The organism is Sorangium sp. So ce302 (assembly GCF_051530145.1).
Lineage (GTDB): Bacteria > Myxococcota_A > Polyangia > Polyangiales > Polyangiaceae > Sorangium > Sorangium cellulosum_B.
The window spans coordinates 4,566,729-4,580,248 of sequence record NZ_CP150326.1 but is presented as its reverse complement, the minus strand read 5'-3'; the positions used below and the strand labels follow the sequence as shown (position 1 = coordinate 4,580,248).

Annotated in this window: 14 protein-coding genes; 6 read left to right on the top strand and 8 right to left on the bottom strand. The window is 68.5% G+C overall.

The annotated features are described in order from the left end of the window. Nucleotide 1: 1 nt before the first annotated feature. Nucleotides 2-400, top strand: coding sequence for an IS66 family insertion sequence element accessory protein TnpA (tnpA, locus tag WME73_RS17395; RefSeq protein WP_437916391.1), 399 nt, complete (start codon nt 2-4; stop codon nt 398-400). 43 nt (nt 401-443) lie between these two features. Here the strand turns inward: tnpA and WME73_RS17390 are convergent, their stop codons facing one another. Both WME73_RS17390 and WME73_RS17385 read right to left on the bottom strand, forming a co-directional pair. Beyond that, nucleotides 444-1,001: a dihydrofolate reductase family protein gene (locus tag WME73_RS17390; RefSeq protein ID WP_437916390.1), complete on the bottom strand. Its 558-nt coding sequence runs from the start codon at nt 999-1,001 to the stop codon at nt 444-446. 797 nt (nt 1,002-1,798) lie between these two features. Further along, on the bottom strand, nt 1,799-2,389 hold the full coding sequence (locus tag WME73_RS17385; protein WP_437746554.1) for a hypothetical protein: 591 nt from the start codon (nt 2,387-2,389) through the stop codon (nt 1,799-1,801). A 277-nt stretch (nt 2,390-2,666) separates the two neighbouring features. On the opposite strand from WME73_RS17385, the gene WME73_RS17380 reads away from it, so the two are divergent. Further along, nucleotides 2,667-3,503: a Kelch repeat-containing protein gene (locus WME73_RS17380; RefSeq protein WP_437916389.1), complete on the top strand. Its 837-nt coding sequence runs from the start codon at nt 2,667-2,669 to the stop codon at nt 3,501-3,503. 287 nt (nt 3,504-3,790) lie between these two features. Further along, on the top strand, nt 3,791-5,701 hold the full coding sequence (locus WME73_RS17375; RefSeq protein ID WP_437916388.1) for an ATP-binding protein: 1,911 nt from the start codon (nt 3,791-3,793) through the stop codon (nt 5,699-5,701). A 582-nt stretch (nt 5,702-6,283) separates the two neighbouring features. Here WME73_RS17375 and WME73_RS17370 read toward each other — a convergent pair. The 4 genes from WME73_RS17370 to WME73_RS17355 form a co-directional block, all read right to left on the bottom strand. Continuing rightward, entirely contained in the window at nt 6,284-6,565 is a 282-nt protein-coding gene (locus WME73_RS17370) for a hypothetical protein (protein WP_437743785.1), read from the bottom strand. 14 nt (nt 6,566-6,579) lie between these two features. After that, nucleotides 6,580-7,416: an ExeA family protein gene (locus WME73_RS17365; protein WP_437743786.1), complete on the bottom strand. Its 837-nt coding sequence runs from the start codon at nt 7,414-7,416 to the stop codon at nt 6,580-6,582. Between the two features lie 2 nt (nt 7,417-7,418). Continuing rightward, nucleotides 7,419-8,858 (bottom strand): IS481 family transposase, encoded by a 1,440-nt coding sequence (locus tag WME73_RS17360; RefSeq protein ID WP_437743787.1) that lies wholly within the window; start codon nt 8,856-8,858, stop codon nt 7,419-7,421. 173 nt (nt 8,859-9,031) lie between these two features. Further along, entirely contained in the window at nt 9,032-9,613 is a 582-nt protein-coding gene (locus tag WME73_RS17355; RefSeq protein ID WP_437743788.1) for a hypothetical protein, read from the bottom strand. Nucleotides 9,614-9,966: 353 nt separating this feature from the next. Here WME73_RS17355 and WME73_RS17350 point away from each other — a divergent pair, with 353 nt between their 5' ends. Then, entirely contained in the window at nt 9,967-10,482 is a 516-nt protein-coding gene (locus tag WME73_RS17350; protein WP_437916387.1) for a hypothetical protein, read from the top strand. 268 nt (nt 10,483-10,750) lie between these two features. Further along, complete coding sequence (locus WME73_RS17345; RefSeq protein WP_437746551.1) at nt 10,751-11,146, top strand: cupin domain-containing protein; 396 nt, start codon at nt 10,751-10,753, stop codon at nt 11,144-11,146. Nucleotides 11,147-11,274: 128 nt separating this feature from the next. On the opposite strand, the gene WME73_RS17340 is transcribed toward WME73_RS17345, so the two are convergent. Continuing rightward, on the bottom strand, nt 11,275-11,793 hold the full coding sequence (locus WME73_RS17340; RefSeq protein WP_437916386.1) for an N-acetyltransferase family protein: 519 nt from the start codon (nt 11,791-11,793) through the stop codon (nt 11,275-11,277). A gap of 412 nt (nt 11,794-12,205) precedes the next feature. Between WME73_RS17340 and WME73_RS17335 the strand changes: the two genes are divergently transcribed. Further along, nucleotides 12,206-12,985 (top strand): hypothetical protein, encoded by a 780-nt coding sequence (locus WME73_RS17335; protein WP_437916385.1) that lies wholly within the window; start codon nt 12,206-12,208, stop codon nt 12,983-12,985. 42 nt (nt 12,986-13,027) lie between these two features. On the opposite strand, the gene WME73_RS17330 is transcribed toward WME73_RS17335, so the two are convergent. Beyond that, nucleotides 13,028-13,516, bottom strand: a complete 489-nt coding sequence (locus WME73_RS17330; RefSeq protein ID WP_437746548.1) for a hypothetical protein — start codon at nt 13,514-13,516, stop codon at nt 13,028-13,030. Nucleotides 13,517-13,520: the final 4 nt, after the last annotated feature.

The following is a 13,520-nucleotide window of genomic DNA, read 5'->3' as shown; positions in this document are numbered from 1 at the left end:
CATGGCAGAAGAGCGTTCTCGGGTCCCTCGGGGGGAGTGGCGGAAACGTGTCGAGCGGTGGCGTGACAGCGGGCTGACGGCGGCCGAATTCGCCGGCGAGCTCGGCATCAACCCGCGCACGCTGATGCACTGGAAGTGGCTGCTGGCGCGCGACGACAAGGCCTCTGCGCCTGCGCTCGAGCGCGGACAGTCGCCGAAGCGGGCGCGCGCGTCGAAGCAGGCCCAGCTGGCTGCCGCGGTGCCGGTGGCTGGCGATCGCGCCGGCTTGATCGAGATCCAGTCCGCGCCAGCGGACGCGCGGTTCGAGCTGGAGCTCGGCCGGGGCCGCTGTCTCCGAGTGCCAGCGTCATTCGATGCCGACGGCCTGCGGCGCCTGCTCGACGTTCTGGAGGCCTCATGATCGCGGCTGGCGTTCGCATCTTCGTGTGCACCGAGCCGCTCGGTCAGCGCGCGCGCCGGTAGTGCATCGCCACCGCGCCGCAGCGGAGCGGCTTGGCCGAGACCAGCTCGAGCCGCCGCGTGGCGGACAGCCCGCTCTGGTACAGGGTCGGGCCGTGGCCGGCGAGCTTGGGGTGGACGAGGAACTTGTACTCGTCGATGAGATCCAGCCGATCCAGCTCGGTCGCGAGCTTGCCGCTGCCGAGGAGCACGCCGGCCGGGGTCGCGTCCTTGAGCTTCTGCACGCCCATGCGCAGATCGCCGGCGATGTGGTGGCTGTTGGTCCACGGGAAGTCCTTGCGCGTGGACGACACCACGTACTTCGGCTTGGTCTCCAGCTTGGCCGCCCACTCGCGCAGCGCCGGAGGCGCCTCCTCGTCGCCGCGGGCGACCGCCGGCCAGTAGCTCTCCATCATCTCGTAGGTGACGCGGCCCCACAGCATCGCGCCGCTCTCGTCCATGAGGCGGTTGAAGAAGGCGTGCGTCTCGTCGTCGGCGATCCCCTCCTGGTGGTCGACGCAGCCGTCCAGGGTGACGTTGATGGCGAAGGTCAGCAGTCCCATGCGGCGAGTCTCCTTCGGAACGAGGCATCGGTCAATGTTCCTGTAGTGCAATGCGCACCGCGAGGCTCCCGGCTTTGTCATCTCGCAAGACTCTCGAGTCCGTGGTGTCGCAAAGCACAGACCGAATCTGACGTTCTGGCAAGATGTGCAGCTGCAGGGATTCCTGAGTCCCCCCTACTCTAGGTGGGACGTTTTCGGTAGCGGCCCAGGGGACAAGTCGGCTCACCTTCGAGGAGACTTGGGTCTCCTGCGTCGCCAGGGTTGATGTGAGCTTGTCTACCATCAGCGCAACGTCAAACCGGGTGCCTGCGGCTGCAGTGCCAGCGCGTGGGCAAATCAAGCCGGAGCGCAGCGCGAGGAAGTGTAGCGCGGCAGCGCGTAGGCAAATCAAGCCGGATCGCAGCGCGAGGAAGTGTAGCGCGGCAGAGCGAAAGGGTGGGACCGCGAGCGTCGTGATGGCTCGGTCCTGGGTCGAAAGAGCGTGGTCCGGGCGGCGCCGAGCGCGCTACGGGGCGCATCGGCGGATCGCGACGGTTCACCCCCGCGGAAGAGTCCCGCCAGAGACACCGGTCGAGGGCGAGCGGTCGCCGGAAACGATAGCGATTTTCATAGCCTCCGCCTGTTTCACCGCCGAGGGCGGGGCCGGTGTGGCCCAACGGGGCCCCCTCCGCCGCTGCGTCGTCCGCGGTGAAGGGCCTGTCAAGCGACGGTAACTTCTCTCGGGCGGAGATCCGCTCAGCCGCCTCCCTCGGCGCTGCCGTGCTTGCAAGAAACCGATCGCGTCAAAACGCCGACGCTCACTCCACGGCGAGCTCGACCGGCCCCGCGGCGGGGAACGAGAACGTCTGCTGCTTGATCGCATGATCGATCCCCACACACATGCCGTGGGTGCAATCCTGGTCACCCCAGAAAGTTACATGCGCGGTCAGGGTGCCAGCATCGAGCGCGACGAGCTTGTCGCAGGCTGGGGGGGAGTCGAGGCCGGCTTGACATTCGGCGGGCAGATCATGGTGCTCGAGGACCCGGCCATCCCAGGTGAGCTCGACGCTCTCGTTCGGCCCGAGGGTCTTCAGCTCGCTCGATAAGCAATCGAGCGGGCCCTGGTCGTCGTTGTCCATGTACCACCCGCAGGTGGGCCACCCGGACAGACCGGGCGATTGCGGCATCGCATCGCCCTCGCTGACCCTGAACGCCCTCGAGCATTCGCCGTTGTCGTCGTAATAGATCGGCGATGCGCGCTTGTTCGTGAGTTTGAAGACCACGTTCCCCGGCGACGCCTCGTCACGCAATTCGTCGCACTGGGACGAGGCCCCGCCATCGCCGCCTTGGCCCCCCTCCCCGCCGCCACCGCCTTCACCGCCGCCGCAGCCAAGAAGCGCAATTCCCAAGAAGCTGAGCCAAACAACAAGACGACTCTTCATGGGGACGCCCGTTGGCATTTTTCATGCCATGTGCCACATAGACTCTAAGTTGCTGATTTTGCAAGGATTCATCCCTGGCGGCGACGGACAGGCGTGTGCCGACATGGGCCAGGACCGGCCGCGCTGCCCTCCTCAGCCGCTTGAAGCCAACATGGCCCCGCGACCCGGCGGCATCCGTGCCAACATGCAGGAGCCCTTTCGCCGCTCCTTCTCTCACCGCTCGCCAAGATCCGAGCGAGCTCAGGTGTCCGCTGAGTGGTCGCACCAGGCGCTCGTCGACCTGGTCGCCGTGCGAAAGAAGGGGAAACACAGGACCGTCGCGTACGCCTTCTCGGGCTCGTCGTCGACGCTGCCGGCCTTCATCAACCGTCCTGACGGCCTCCAGCACAACCTGGTCCGCTACAAGAACGGTTGGAAGCAGGTCGCGACCGGCTCGCCCGCCCCGCGCGCTCGAGCCCACCATCCGCTCGTCTACGCCGAGGGCTGGAACGCCCTGCTCGTCTATGGGGGATACACGAACGACGCCGTGAACGGGACCGGCCTGTTCACGCCGGAGAATTACCTCGGCGACCTCTGGAGGTTCGACGTCGACACGGAGACCTGGGATCAGCTCGTCTTCGACGAGGCCGCCGGACCGGGCCACCGCGACAACGCGAAGCTGATCGCCGATGAGCACAACGACCGCATCTGGCTGTTCGGGGGCAGCCAGTTCGACGGTACCCCCCTGTCCGATGTCTGGTACTTCGATCTCCACACCGGGACCTGGACCCGCGTGGACACCGCGATGACGGGGCCGGCGCCGGCGCCGAGGTTCGGCCAGTTCTACTTCACTCGGAGAACCGCCACGGCCTACGAGCTCTACCTCTTCGGGGGAGCGACCGCGGAGTTCGCGCCAGTGCTGCTCAACGACATGTGGAGATTGACGATCCCCCTCGACTGCGGCGGCGGATCGCGAGCGTCGTCACCGGCCCCGCGCGAACCGCTCCTCCTCCCGCCCGCTGGAGCGCACCGAGTTACCGGGAGCAAGCGTCCGGTGGATGACGGCGGCCGGGCGGTCACGTCGGGCCCGCCCACCCGCTGACCGCTGAACCATCGTCTCTCAAGAAGCTTCGAATACGCCGGTCTCAGACGATTCTCCGATCTCGCCCTGATCACGATTTCCTGAGCTCCACAGGCCGAACTGCCGAGCTGAACATCTTCCCTGACGTAGAGGGCTGCGCCCCGGTAGCCATGCGAGAGAACGCAACCATGCGGCCAAGCAGCCGCACGACGCCGAGCACGCTCCGCGGCATGGTGACGTGAACGGCGAGTTGCCACGTCAGCAGGCTCGTGCCTTGGCGCAGCTCTCGTGTTACGAGGTTGGTGTCCATGGGGGATGCTGGAGCGCCGGGCGCCACGGTCGCGAAAGAACGGTTCCGCAAGTGGAACGACTTCGTCCGTGAGCTGGATCTCGCCGACCCGCTGCGCCGTCTCGTACTCGACTCATGGGAGCGCAGCTGGGCGGCGGCGGTCGACCCCGTTCGTCCGCCCTTCCGGCGGATCAACGACGAGGAGCTCGCGAGGAGGCGGGAACGGAGCGCCGACCTGGTCGGGGCCGCCATCCCTCACCTGCACTGGGCCGCCGCGCTCCTACGGGCGTCGGAGCCGGCCGTCTACGTCGTCGACGGGGACGGCATCGTCCTTTACTCGGTCGGCACGTCTCGTTCGATGATGGAGACATTCGGCCTCCTGCCCGGATTCGACTGGTCGGAGCGGGCGATGGGGACCAACGGCGCCGGCACCGCCATTGCCGCCAATCGCCCGGTCGCGATCGTCGGGCCGGAGCACTTCGCGAGCGCATTCGACGACTGCACGTGCACCGGCGCGCCGATCCACGCGCCCGACGGTACGATCATCGGCGCGATCGACGTCAGCACGTCCGTCGCGGCCGGCAGCCCCGAGCGGCTCGCGCTGGTGGCGCACATCGCCTACACCATCGAACGCGAGCTGCAGGCGTCATGGGAAAGTCGCCGCCGCGAGGCCGAGGAGGCGGGCCGGATCCAGGCCGAGGAGGCGCGCGAGCAGCTCGCCCGCCTGCAGGCCGTCACGGCCGCGCTCGCCCGCACGAGCACCGCCGAAGAGTCCGCCTGCGTCGCGATCCGCGCGATCGGCGCGATCCTGCGGGCCCAAGGCGCGCGGGCCTACCTGCGAACGGACGACCCGCGAGGGCTGCGCCTCGTGGCCTCGACCGGCGACGACGGGACGTCGCCCTTCCCGGCGATCCCGTCCGATCCGGAGCAGCCGATCGTCCTGGCCCTGTACCGCGGTGAGCTGGTCATCCTGCCGGACCCCGACGAGGTCGAGGGGGCCGCCACGCGCTTCGCCCCGAGCCCCACCATGTCCGCGATGGCCTCGCCACGCCTCGTGGCGCTGCCGCTCCGGATCCACGGTCGGGATCTCGGCGGCCTGGTATTCGTCATCGAGGGTCCGTGCCGCCTCGATCCGGCGATGCGCCAGCTGGTCGCCACGATGGCGGATCAGTGCGCTCAGGCGGTCGAGCGCAATTCCCTCTTCGAGTCGGAGATGCGCGCCCGCGCCGAGGCACAGGATGCGGTCCGACAGCGCGAGCAGATGCTCGGCATCGTGGCCCACGATCTTCGCAACCCCCTCAGCGCGATCATGCTCCGGGCGGCCCTGCTGAAGCGGGAGCTGGCGTCCCGCGTCGACGAGGAGAAGTGGCGGGACGGCGTACGGACAATCGAGCGCGCAGCGCGCCACAGCAACCGCCTCATCGCCGACCTGCTCGACGTGGCGAGCATCGACGCTCGCCGATTGTCGATCCTGCCCGCCCCCCACGAGGTCTCCGATCTCGTGGGGGATGCGACGGAAACGGTGCGCTTCGACGCGACCGGCCGCTCGTTGTCGGTGCACGTGGAGGTTCCGGCGGATCTGCCGCGGGTGCTCGCCGATCGCGACCGGGTCGTCCAGGTCCTCTCCAACCTGCTCGGGAATGCCCACAAGTTCACGCCCGACGGCGGGGCGATCGGCGTGCGTGCCGAGGCGCTCGACGGCGAGGTGGGGATCCACGTCCGGGATTCCGGCGTCGGAATCGAAGCCGAACACCTCGCACGCATCTTCGACCCGTACTGGACGCGCCCGAACAACAGACAGCGCGGCACTGGCCTCGGTCTGGCGATTGCGCGGGGGATCGTCCAGGCGCACGGTGGGCGAATCTGGGTGGAGAGCCGGGTCGGCGACGGGAGCACCTTCTCGTTTACCTTGCCGCTCGCCGATCGCTGAAGCGCACCCTGCGAGGCGCCAGACTGGACCGGTGACTGGCCAACACGGTATGTATATAGAATATTACACAACCGAGTGAACCCGTTGGATCTGTTGCTTTTCTTGTAGAAGTACCGGTGGATCGTACTGTTTGTACGTGATGTCAGCTGTTGGTCGTCAACGGAAAATTTCCAACACATCGAGATGGTTTTGAGCAGGCTCTCCTTCACAGGCTGTTGACCGTGACGCCATTTGTTTAAAGTAAGCGCTCCAACGCCGAGTCATGCGCAGCCGACGAATTTCAAATGTGATTGGGTTCGACGATGCGCCGTTCGAGCGGGGGATGGGTGGGAAGGTAGCGCTCGTGGGGACGGTTTGTTCGGGGACGCGGCTCGACATCGTGGTGCGTGGGTGAGCGTGCTCGCGAAGTTTGAGGGGGTGCCGAGCACGAAGATTGAGGGACGCGCGGCGTCATGGCGGTCGCGGCGTTGGGCATGGCCGGGCCGCGACGCCAGGACGGACACGAGCACGAAGTTTGAGGGCCTTTGAGCGCGAAGATCGAGGGACGCACGGCGTGATGAGCCGTGCGCGGGCGGGGTCGCCTCAAAACGGGATGTCGTCGCCGGGCTGCTCGTCGCCGAGCGCCCGCGAGTGATCGGCAGGGAGGAAGGCGCGGTAGCTGTCGAGCGCGGCGTGGAGCTCGCGGACGGCCTCGAAGATGCGGCTGGCGGCGCGCAGGCCCGGATTGCGGGGCGCGGGCGCCTCGGGGGGCGCGAGCAGATCGGGGTGCTGCGCGAGCAGGACCTGGATGAGGAAAAGCAGCGTCGCGTCGAGCAGCGCGAGGGGCTCGGGGATCGGCAGCGTGACGTTGGTGGTGCGTGGCATGGGGGCCTCCGGGTTCACCGTTTGCGGTTCGCGGACTTGGGCTTCGGGGCCGCGCCGAAGACCTCGAGAAAGAGCTTCTCGTCGAGCCGCGGCAGCTCGCGCTCGGCGGCGGCAGCGAGCAGTTCGTCGGCGAGGTTCATGAGCACGCGGTAGTTTCCGGCGGAGTGGTCGGCGAGCGTGGCCTTGAGCTCCGCGGTCATCAAGGAGGGGTTGCCCGCAGCGGCGAGCACGTGGTCGAGGCAAGCGAGCAGCTCGTCGCGAGAGGCGTAGTCGAGGACGAGCCGGCGACGGATGCGCGAGCCGAGCGGCAAGAGCTCGGCGGTGCGGAGACGCTCGGGGAGACGGGAGTCGCCGGCGAAGACCACGCAGAGCAGTTGCCTCGAATCGAAGTCCTTGCTGGAGAGGATGCGCAGCTCGTTGAGCACGGGCGTGCTCGCCTCCTGCGCCTCATCGAGGATCAGCACGGGCCGGCGAAGCGTCGTGGCGAAGTGCTCGGCCCAGCGCGCGCGAAGCGCCTTGAAGCCTGCCCAGCGGTTGCTGGACGAGAGCGGGACTCCGAAGAGATCACCGAGCTCGCGGTAGAAGTCGCCGGCCCTGCTCTGGGGATGCTCGATGGTGCCGACCACCACGTCGGTCAGGGCGCCGAGCCGCGCAGCGAGCAGGCGCAAAGCGATGCTCTTGCCCGTGCCGGGATCGCCGGTGAGCATGGCGAAGCCGCCGTGGGCCAAACCGAGCTCGACGCGACGAAGGAAGGTGTCGACGGGCGGCGAGACGTAGAGGGCCTCCGCGGGTACATCGGCGCGGAAGGGAATGTACTTCAAACTGTAGAGAGACAGGAGTCGACTCATCATGGTCAATCCTCCTCCGTGTTCTTGGGCAGGTAGGCGGGCGGCAGGCCCGTGGCCGCGTACTCGGCCATCAGCTGGCGCAGGAGCGGCGCGATACCGGGGGGCTTCCTCGACGGAGCCAGCGGCGCGGTGATCTCGGTGAGCGCGCGACGCGCGCGGTCCGCGTTCCTCTCCTTGTCGAGCGGAAAGAGCGTGGCGAGGTGCGCGCCCGAGCGCGGGTCGACGAGCTCTGCGCTGGAGAGATCCCAGCGCGCGACACGAATCCGTGGACGTTCGAGCACTCGGTAGGCCGAGGGAACCTCGAAGCGCACGCCCTCGATCGTGACCGTCCCGTCGCTCCGGCGCTGGTGGCGCGAGATCTCCATGCGGAAGGCCCGGCGCAGCGCCTCGGAGTCGGGGCTCGGGCGGCTCACGTCGGGGCCTTCGAGGTAGCGTTCGAGCGGAGTCTTCTTGAGCTCGCCGTGGACGGTGCGGTGATACTCCTGCTCGACCCACGCCTGGGTCGCGGTGTTGAGCAAGTCGAGCGTGAGGTTCGGTTCGCCCTCGAGCATCGGCATGAGCCGCCCTTCGACGAGCGTCCAGAAGTGCTCTTGCTTGCCGTTCTGATGAGGGCTGTTCGGCAGCGTGAGATATTGCGCGATGCCGAGCCGCTCGAGCCCCTCTCGCATCTCGGCGGCCTTCATGGCACCTCCACGATCGCTGTAGGCGCCGCGCGGCAGCCCCCGCTTCTGGATCCCCTGGCTGAAGCCGTGCACGAGGTTCTCGGTGTTCTCGCAGTCGAGGTACCACTGCGCGTGGCAGCACACCCGCGAGCAGTCGTCGAGCAGGCCGAAGAGATAGGGTGTCTTCAGCTCCCCGCTGGCCGTGATGACCTTTCGCTTGCCCTCGTGGAAGTCGTAGTGCCAGAGCGCGTTGACATAGGCCAGCTCGTACGAGCGCGTCTCGCGCGGCACGATCTCCGATTCGACCGCCCTGCCTTGGCGCCTCCTCTGGATGCGATACATGCCGTGGGCCTTCATGAAACGGCGCACTGTGGTGTAGCTGGGCACCGGGTCGAGCGCGGGGGTTGTCTTTGCGAGCGCGACGAGGTTGTCGTGGTGGAGCTGCCAGGTCCAGCGCGGGTGATCGCGATACTGACTCTCGATCGCGGACGCGACCGCTGTCGTGATTCTCGGCTGCGAGCCGGCGTGCTTCGGGACCTTGCGCGCGAGCACGCTGATCGGGTCATCCGCGCTGCGCGCCGCGTAGTACATGCGCTCGATGGTCTTGGGCGAGAGCCGGATCACCGAGCCCTTGGTCGGGTGTCGCCAGGACTTCGCGGCGAGCTCGGCGATCCGACTCGCGAGCTCGCCGGGCTCCGGCGGAGAGGCGAGCAGGTGGCTGATGATGGAGAAGCGCATCCGCGCCCAGCGCAGGCGCATGGGCGCCTGGTCGTCGTGGCTCATCGATTCCTCCTCCGGATCGAAAGGCGCAGACGGGCCCTTGGCGGGCGCGCGCGCGTCCGGTGCTCGTGGCTCATGAGGTCTCCTGCGCGGTCGGCGAACGGACCTACCGGGCGGGGAAACCCTATCTCACCGCGGAATCCACGCCGAATGACATCTTCTGCGTGGCGCCGTGGTCATGCGATGTCCCTCAAAAAACGTGATCCATCGAGGACCGAGCCCGTCGTGAGCGGCGCGAGCAGGTGGAGCATCGTGCCCATCTGCTCGTCGGCCGTGCCGGGAAGCCGTTCGATGATCGACCTTGGGATCCCGCCGATATCGACGCCGACGAGCCGGGTGCGGATCGCGAGCAGGACCTCCTTCGCGAGGAAGGGGCCGCGCCACCAGGCGAGCCATCGGCGCGTCGTCCTCCGCGGAACGCCGGTCGGCTGCGCGCCGGCGGTGCCGAGCGCCTGCGCGGCGAGGCTCGCCACGATCACGACGACGCCGAGGTACACGCGTGGGCCGAGGAATCGAAGCGACGGGGGCGTCGCGCGCCGCCGGCACCCCTCGCGGCCGCAGCAGAAGCTGAAGCGGACGACGAACGCTTCGCCCTCCGGCGCGATGAGCGCGCCCCGCGGCTTGCGGGTGTAGTTGCCCGCGTGCAGCGGCCCCCCGCACGCCGGGCACCGGCTCGCCGCAACCCGCCGCGCGATCGCCCGGTCCAGGGCCTCCAACGTCGCGAAGAACTCGCCCTTGAGCGTGAATTGATCGAACATGGGCTCCTCCGTTTCTGGCAACTCGGAGGCGAGCCCCCTCGGAGGACCTCGACAAGTTTTCTGAGGGGGCTTCGTTTGTCGCCCCTCAAAGAACGCGCTCAGGAGGACGCCCGGGGGCCCCCATCTTCTTGGCGCTGCTCATGGGCACGTCGAGCAAGATGGCAGCGACGCCACCGGGGTCCCCCCGTGTCGGGGAAGGTGTCGCCGAGGGACCACGCGCAGCGACATCTCGCGAGCTCCCCAGCTCGCCTCCAGCAGGTGGATATCGCTTTCCCTTGCGTCTCTTGCGCTCTTGCGGTGTCCTCTCCATGGATCACGTCGTTGGTGGCGGCGGATCGCATTGGAGGACGAGCATGGAGAGCTTCTCGCGATGGTCAATGGGGGTGTCTGGGCTCGGGCTGGTCGTGGCCCTGACGGGAGCCGCCGGCTGTTTCGGCATGGCCGAGGGGGAGGACGCAGCGCTGGCCGAGCCGATCGCGGCGGGGGCGCAAGCGCTGACCGGGTGGCAGTGCGCGGCGTGCGTCAGCGGTGAAACCACGCACTCCGTGTCGCTGAGCCAGGGCAGCGCGCTCGGCTGCGCGAACGGCGAGGCCTACCGCTGCGAGCTCATCCCCTGGGCCACGCGGGCGTCCTTCGCGCATTGCGGCGCCTCCGTCGCCTGTCCGCCCGGCTGGTACGTGAGCGGCTCTCAGAGCGGGCCGAGCTACTGCGCCGGGATCTATGACCGGATCTCGTGCGGTGCGGTGCCGTACCCGAGCGGGACCTACGCGACGTGCGACCCGATCTGCTACCCCGGCTTCACCGAGACGGTGGTGAATGCCGGCGTGCCGAGCTGTGATTACCAGGACAAGCGCACCTGCGTGAAGTGAGCGGCGGCGCCACCTCCCGCCGGCAGCCCGAGCAGGCGACCGATCGCCTCGTGAACGACCCGGGCCCCCACCTCATCCCCGAGGGCGACGGCGCGGCTCAAGGTGCTGGCGAGCGAGGCGACCACCGCGGCCCGACGCGACGTCTCGGTCCGCCTCCGCGGAATCGTCCCGCCAGGGATTGCTCACGCGCGGACCAGGGCGGCCGCGAAGCGGGATGCTGGGAAAAAATCTACAATCGCCGGCGCGCGCGAGGGCCCATGGTGAGCGCATGACCCGACACGACCCCCACGCTTTTCTTCTCTCCGACACCTACGTGCAGCTCCTCGACGGCGGCGCCGCGAAGCTGGTCCCTGTGGACGCCGAGTTCTGGGCGAAAATTGGCGAGCGCAAGGAGCTGCACGCCGGCCGCATGGTGGGCCTCTTTCACATGGATGAGAGCCCCGATCACCGCGAGGTCCACCCCCGTGGCGACGAGGTCCTGATCCTGCTCTCCGGCTCGGTCGACGTCGTGCTGGAAGACGAGGGCGGCGAGCGCGTGATCGAGCTGCGCGATCAGGGCACGTGCATCGTCCCTCGCGGCGTCTGGCACGGGCAGATCGTGCGCGCGCCGAGCGTGATGATCTTCATCACGCCCGGCGAGGGTACCCAGCACCGCGCGTGCTGATGCCGCGCGATGACCGGCCGCGGGTTCCCGCGGCGGCCGCCCCTTCTTAGCGATTTGCAGTGGCCGGTACATCCCCTGCAAGCCAGAACGCAAGAGTGTCGTCCCAGAGAGCGCGCAAGGCTCGCGCTTCACGGACCAACCCACAGAGCCATGTAGACGTCGTCGAGGTACTCGTTCGGACCGATCTTCAGCCGCCTCGTCTTACGTCCCTCTTCGACGAACCCGAGGGATCGATAAAGCGCGATCGCGGGCTCGTTCGACGAGCGCACCTGAAGCTCGACCTTTTCAACGCGCGGGTTTGACCGCGCCCAGCGCAAGAGCGCGTTCATGAGGGCTCTGCCGACGCCTTGGCGTTGATGGCCTTGGTGAACGGCGATCATCAGCCTGACGACGTGCGACGTCGCGGCAAGTGAGAGCGGTTCCAAGAACGCATGCCCGACGACCGTGCCCGCGCGTTCGGCGACGAGATAGATCCCGCCGCTGCGAGCGTCGAGGTCGACGATCTTCTTTCGAAGGTCGTCGTCGACGATTTCGTCGGGCCTCGAGGCGAGCTTCCCCGGAACGCTCGCGATCGCGCGCTCGGCGGCCGCGAGCAGCCGCGCGTCCTCCGGCCGTGCTTCCCGGATGAAAGGCTCATCGAACCCCATGACGTTCTCATATCACTCGACGGGGCCGGTCGCAGGCGACGTCGCGCGGGGAGCTCGTCCTCGCGGCCCGGAGCGGCTGACCGGACGGCCCGGCGGACAGGGCACGAGAGCCTTCTAGGCCAGAAGCGGGCCCGAGACGAGCTCTCCGCGTCAAAGACACCTCGGCGACGGCAACATCACGCGTTGGAGCGCGTTGGCGCGCGTTGGCGCGCGTTGGCGCGCGTTGGCGCGCGTTGGAGCGCGTTGGTGCGCGTTGGCGCGCGTTGGCGCGAACAAACGATTCTGCGTCGCGGCTTGTCACTGAAACTATGGCGCTCGCTTGACAATCCACGGCGGATTTGCTCCGCTCGTCGTGGGCGTTGCGCCCATCCTTGGATGTGACTACGGCGTTCGCCGAGCTGAACGACTTCGCATGACCCACGATGCTCCGCCTGGAGCGGTGAGCGACCGCTTCGACATGTTCACGCGCGCAGAGCGCCCGGATCTCGGCGCCCTGATGGATGTCGTCGTCGCGCAGGCATGGGCCGCGACGCCGTTCATCTACTCCAACGACGTCGAGGACGCCTATCTGGAGATCCTACGGGAGACCCCCGCGTTCACGTTCGGCCTCGTCGAGAGGGCGACGGGGCGCCTGGCCGCCGTCGGCAACGCCGCGCCGATCGCCGTGCGGAGCGACGATCTGGCGGCGCCGCCCGACAGCGGCTGGAGGTGGCAGGTCCTCCGTGCGAAGGCGGTCCGCGACGGCGAGCCGCCAACGCACCTGGGCGCCTTCACCGCCTCGGTGTCGCCGCTGTTCCGCGGCCAGGGCGTGAGCGCGCTCGTTCTCGCCGGCTTCAAGGCGCTGGCGCGGCGTTCGGGCCTCTCCGGCGTGCTCGCCCCGGTGCGCCCCCCGTCCAAGGCATCCTGCCCAGGCATCGACATCGAGGAGTTCCTCGATCGCGCCCGCGAGGACGGCTTGCCCACCGACCCGTGGGTCCGAACACATGTCCGCGTTGGGGGCCGGATCGCCGGGACTCCCCGTTGCGCCCTCGTGGTCGACCTGGAGCTCGATTTCTGGGAGGTCTGGCTCGGCAGGCCTATCCTGCCTTCCGAACGGTCTTTCGAGATCCCCGGCGGCCTTGCCCCCGTGTACGTCCAGGGTCGGCGCGGACGTTATGAAGAGCCAGCCGTCTGGATCGTTCACTCGCTCTGACCCAGAGCTGCTGGACCCGACTGGCGATGTGGATTTCCGGCCCTATGGCCGCCCAGCACAGGCCTCGTCGCTGTCCCATCGGGGGAGTACCAGCCGCTCGGCGGTCGCAACCGTGCCTCGCGCGTCGGTCACCACCCCCCTGATCCGGAGCGGTTGGCCGATGGCACAAGCTGGCTCGCGGAGCACGGCCGGCCATCCGATGAACTCGCACCGGCCGTCCTCGAGTTCCTCGAGCGCGATCCTCCCCCGGCTGGTCGTTGCCGAGGACGGATCGCCGATCACGGTCGTCGTGACCTCGAGCTGGGCGCCTTCGGGCTCCAGGCCGAGCGTCCTGACGCTCGTCCACACGTGCCAGCCGCCCTGAGCGCCGTGGGCGAGCTCGACCTCCTGGCCGTCGGCCAGCGGCTCGAACTGCCACTCGCCGGTGCCGAGCTCGCCGATGCCCTGCGCCGGCGGCTCGTCCCCGCCGGCGCAGCCGGGAGCGAACGCGAGGAGCACGGCAAAACCCGCGGCGGAGGTCGAGCTGGCCACGGCG

Coding starts and splice junctions, on each gene's coding strand:
- WME73_RS17355 (WP_437743788.1), bottom strand. CDS start 9,613: ATGTTCGATCAATTCACGCTCAAGGGCGAGTTCTTCGCGACGTTGGAG.
- WME73_RS17370 (WP_437743785.1), bottom strand. CDS start 6,565: ATGCCACGCACCACCAACGTCACGCTGCCGATCCCCGAGCCCCTCGCG.
- tnpA (WP_437916391.1), top strand. CDS start 2: ATGGCAGAAGAGCGTTCTCGGGTCCCTCGGGGGGAGTGGCGGAAACGT.
- WME73_RS17390 (WP_437916390.1), bottom strand. CDS start 1,001: ATGGGACTGCTGACCTTCGCCATCAACGTCACCCTGGACGGCTGCGTC.
- WME73_RS17375 (WP_437916388.1), top strand. CDS start 3,791: ATGGGGGATGCTGGAGCGCCGGGCGCCACGGTCGCGAAAGAACGGTTC.
- WME73_RS17340 (WP_437916386.1), bottom strand. CDS start 11,793: ATGGGGTTCGATGAGCCTTTCATCCGGGAAGCACGGCCGGAGGACGCG.
- WME73_RS17335 (WP_437916385.1), top strand. CDS start 12,206: ATGACCCACGATGCTCCGCCTGGAGCGGTGAGCGACCGCTTCGACATG.
- WME73_RS17350 (WP_437916387.1), top strand. CDS start 9,967: ATGGAGAGCTTCTCGCGATGGTCAATGGGGGTGTCTGGGCTCGGGCTG.
- WME73_RS17360 (WP_437743787.1), bottom strand. CDS start 8,858: ATGAGCCACGACGACCAGGCGCCCATGCGCCTGCGCTGGGCGCGGATG.
- WME73_RS17365 (WP_437743786.1), bottom strand. CDS start 7,416: ATGATGAGTCGACTCCTGTCTCTCTACAGTTTGAAGTACATTCCCTTC.
- WME73_RS17345 (WP_437746551.1), top strand. CDS start 10,751: ATGACCCGACACGACCCCCACGCTTTTCTTCTCTCCGACACCTACGTG.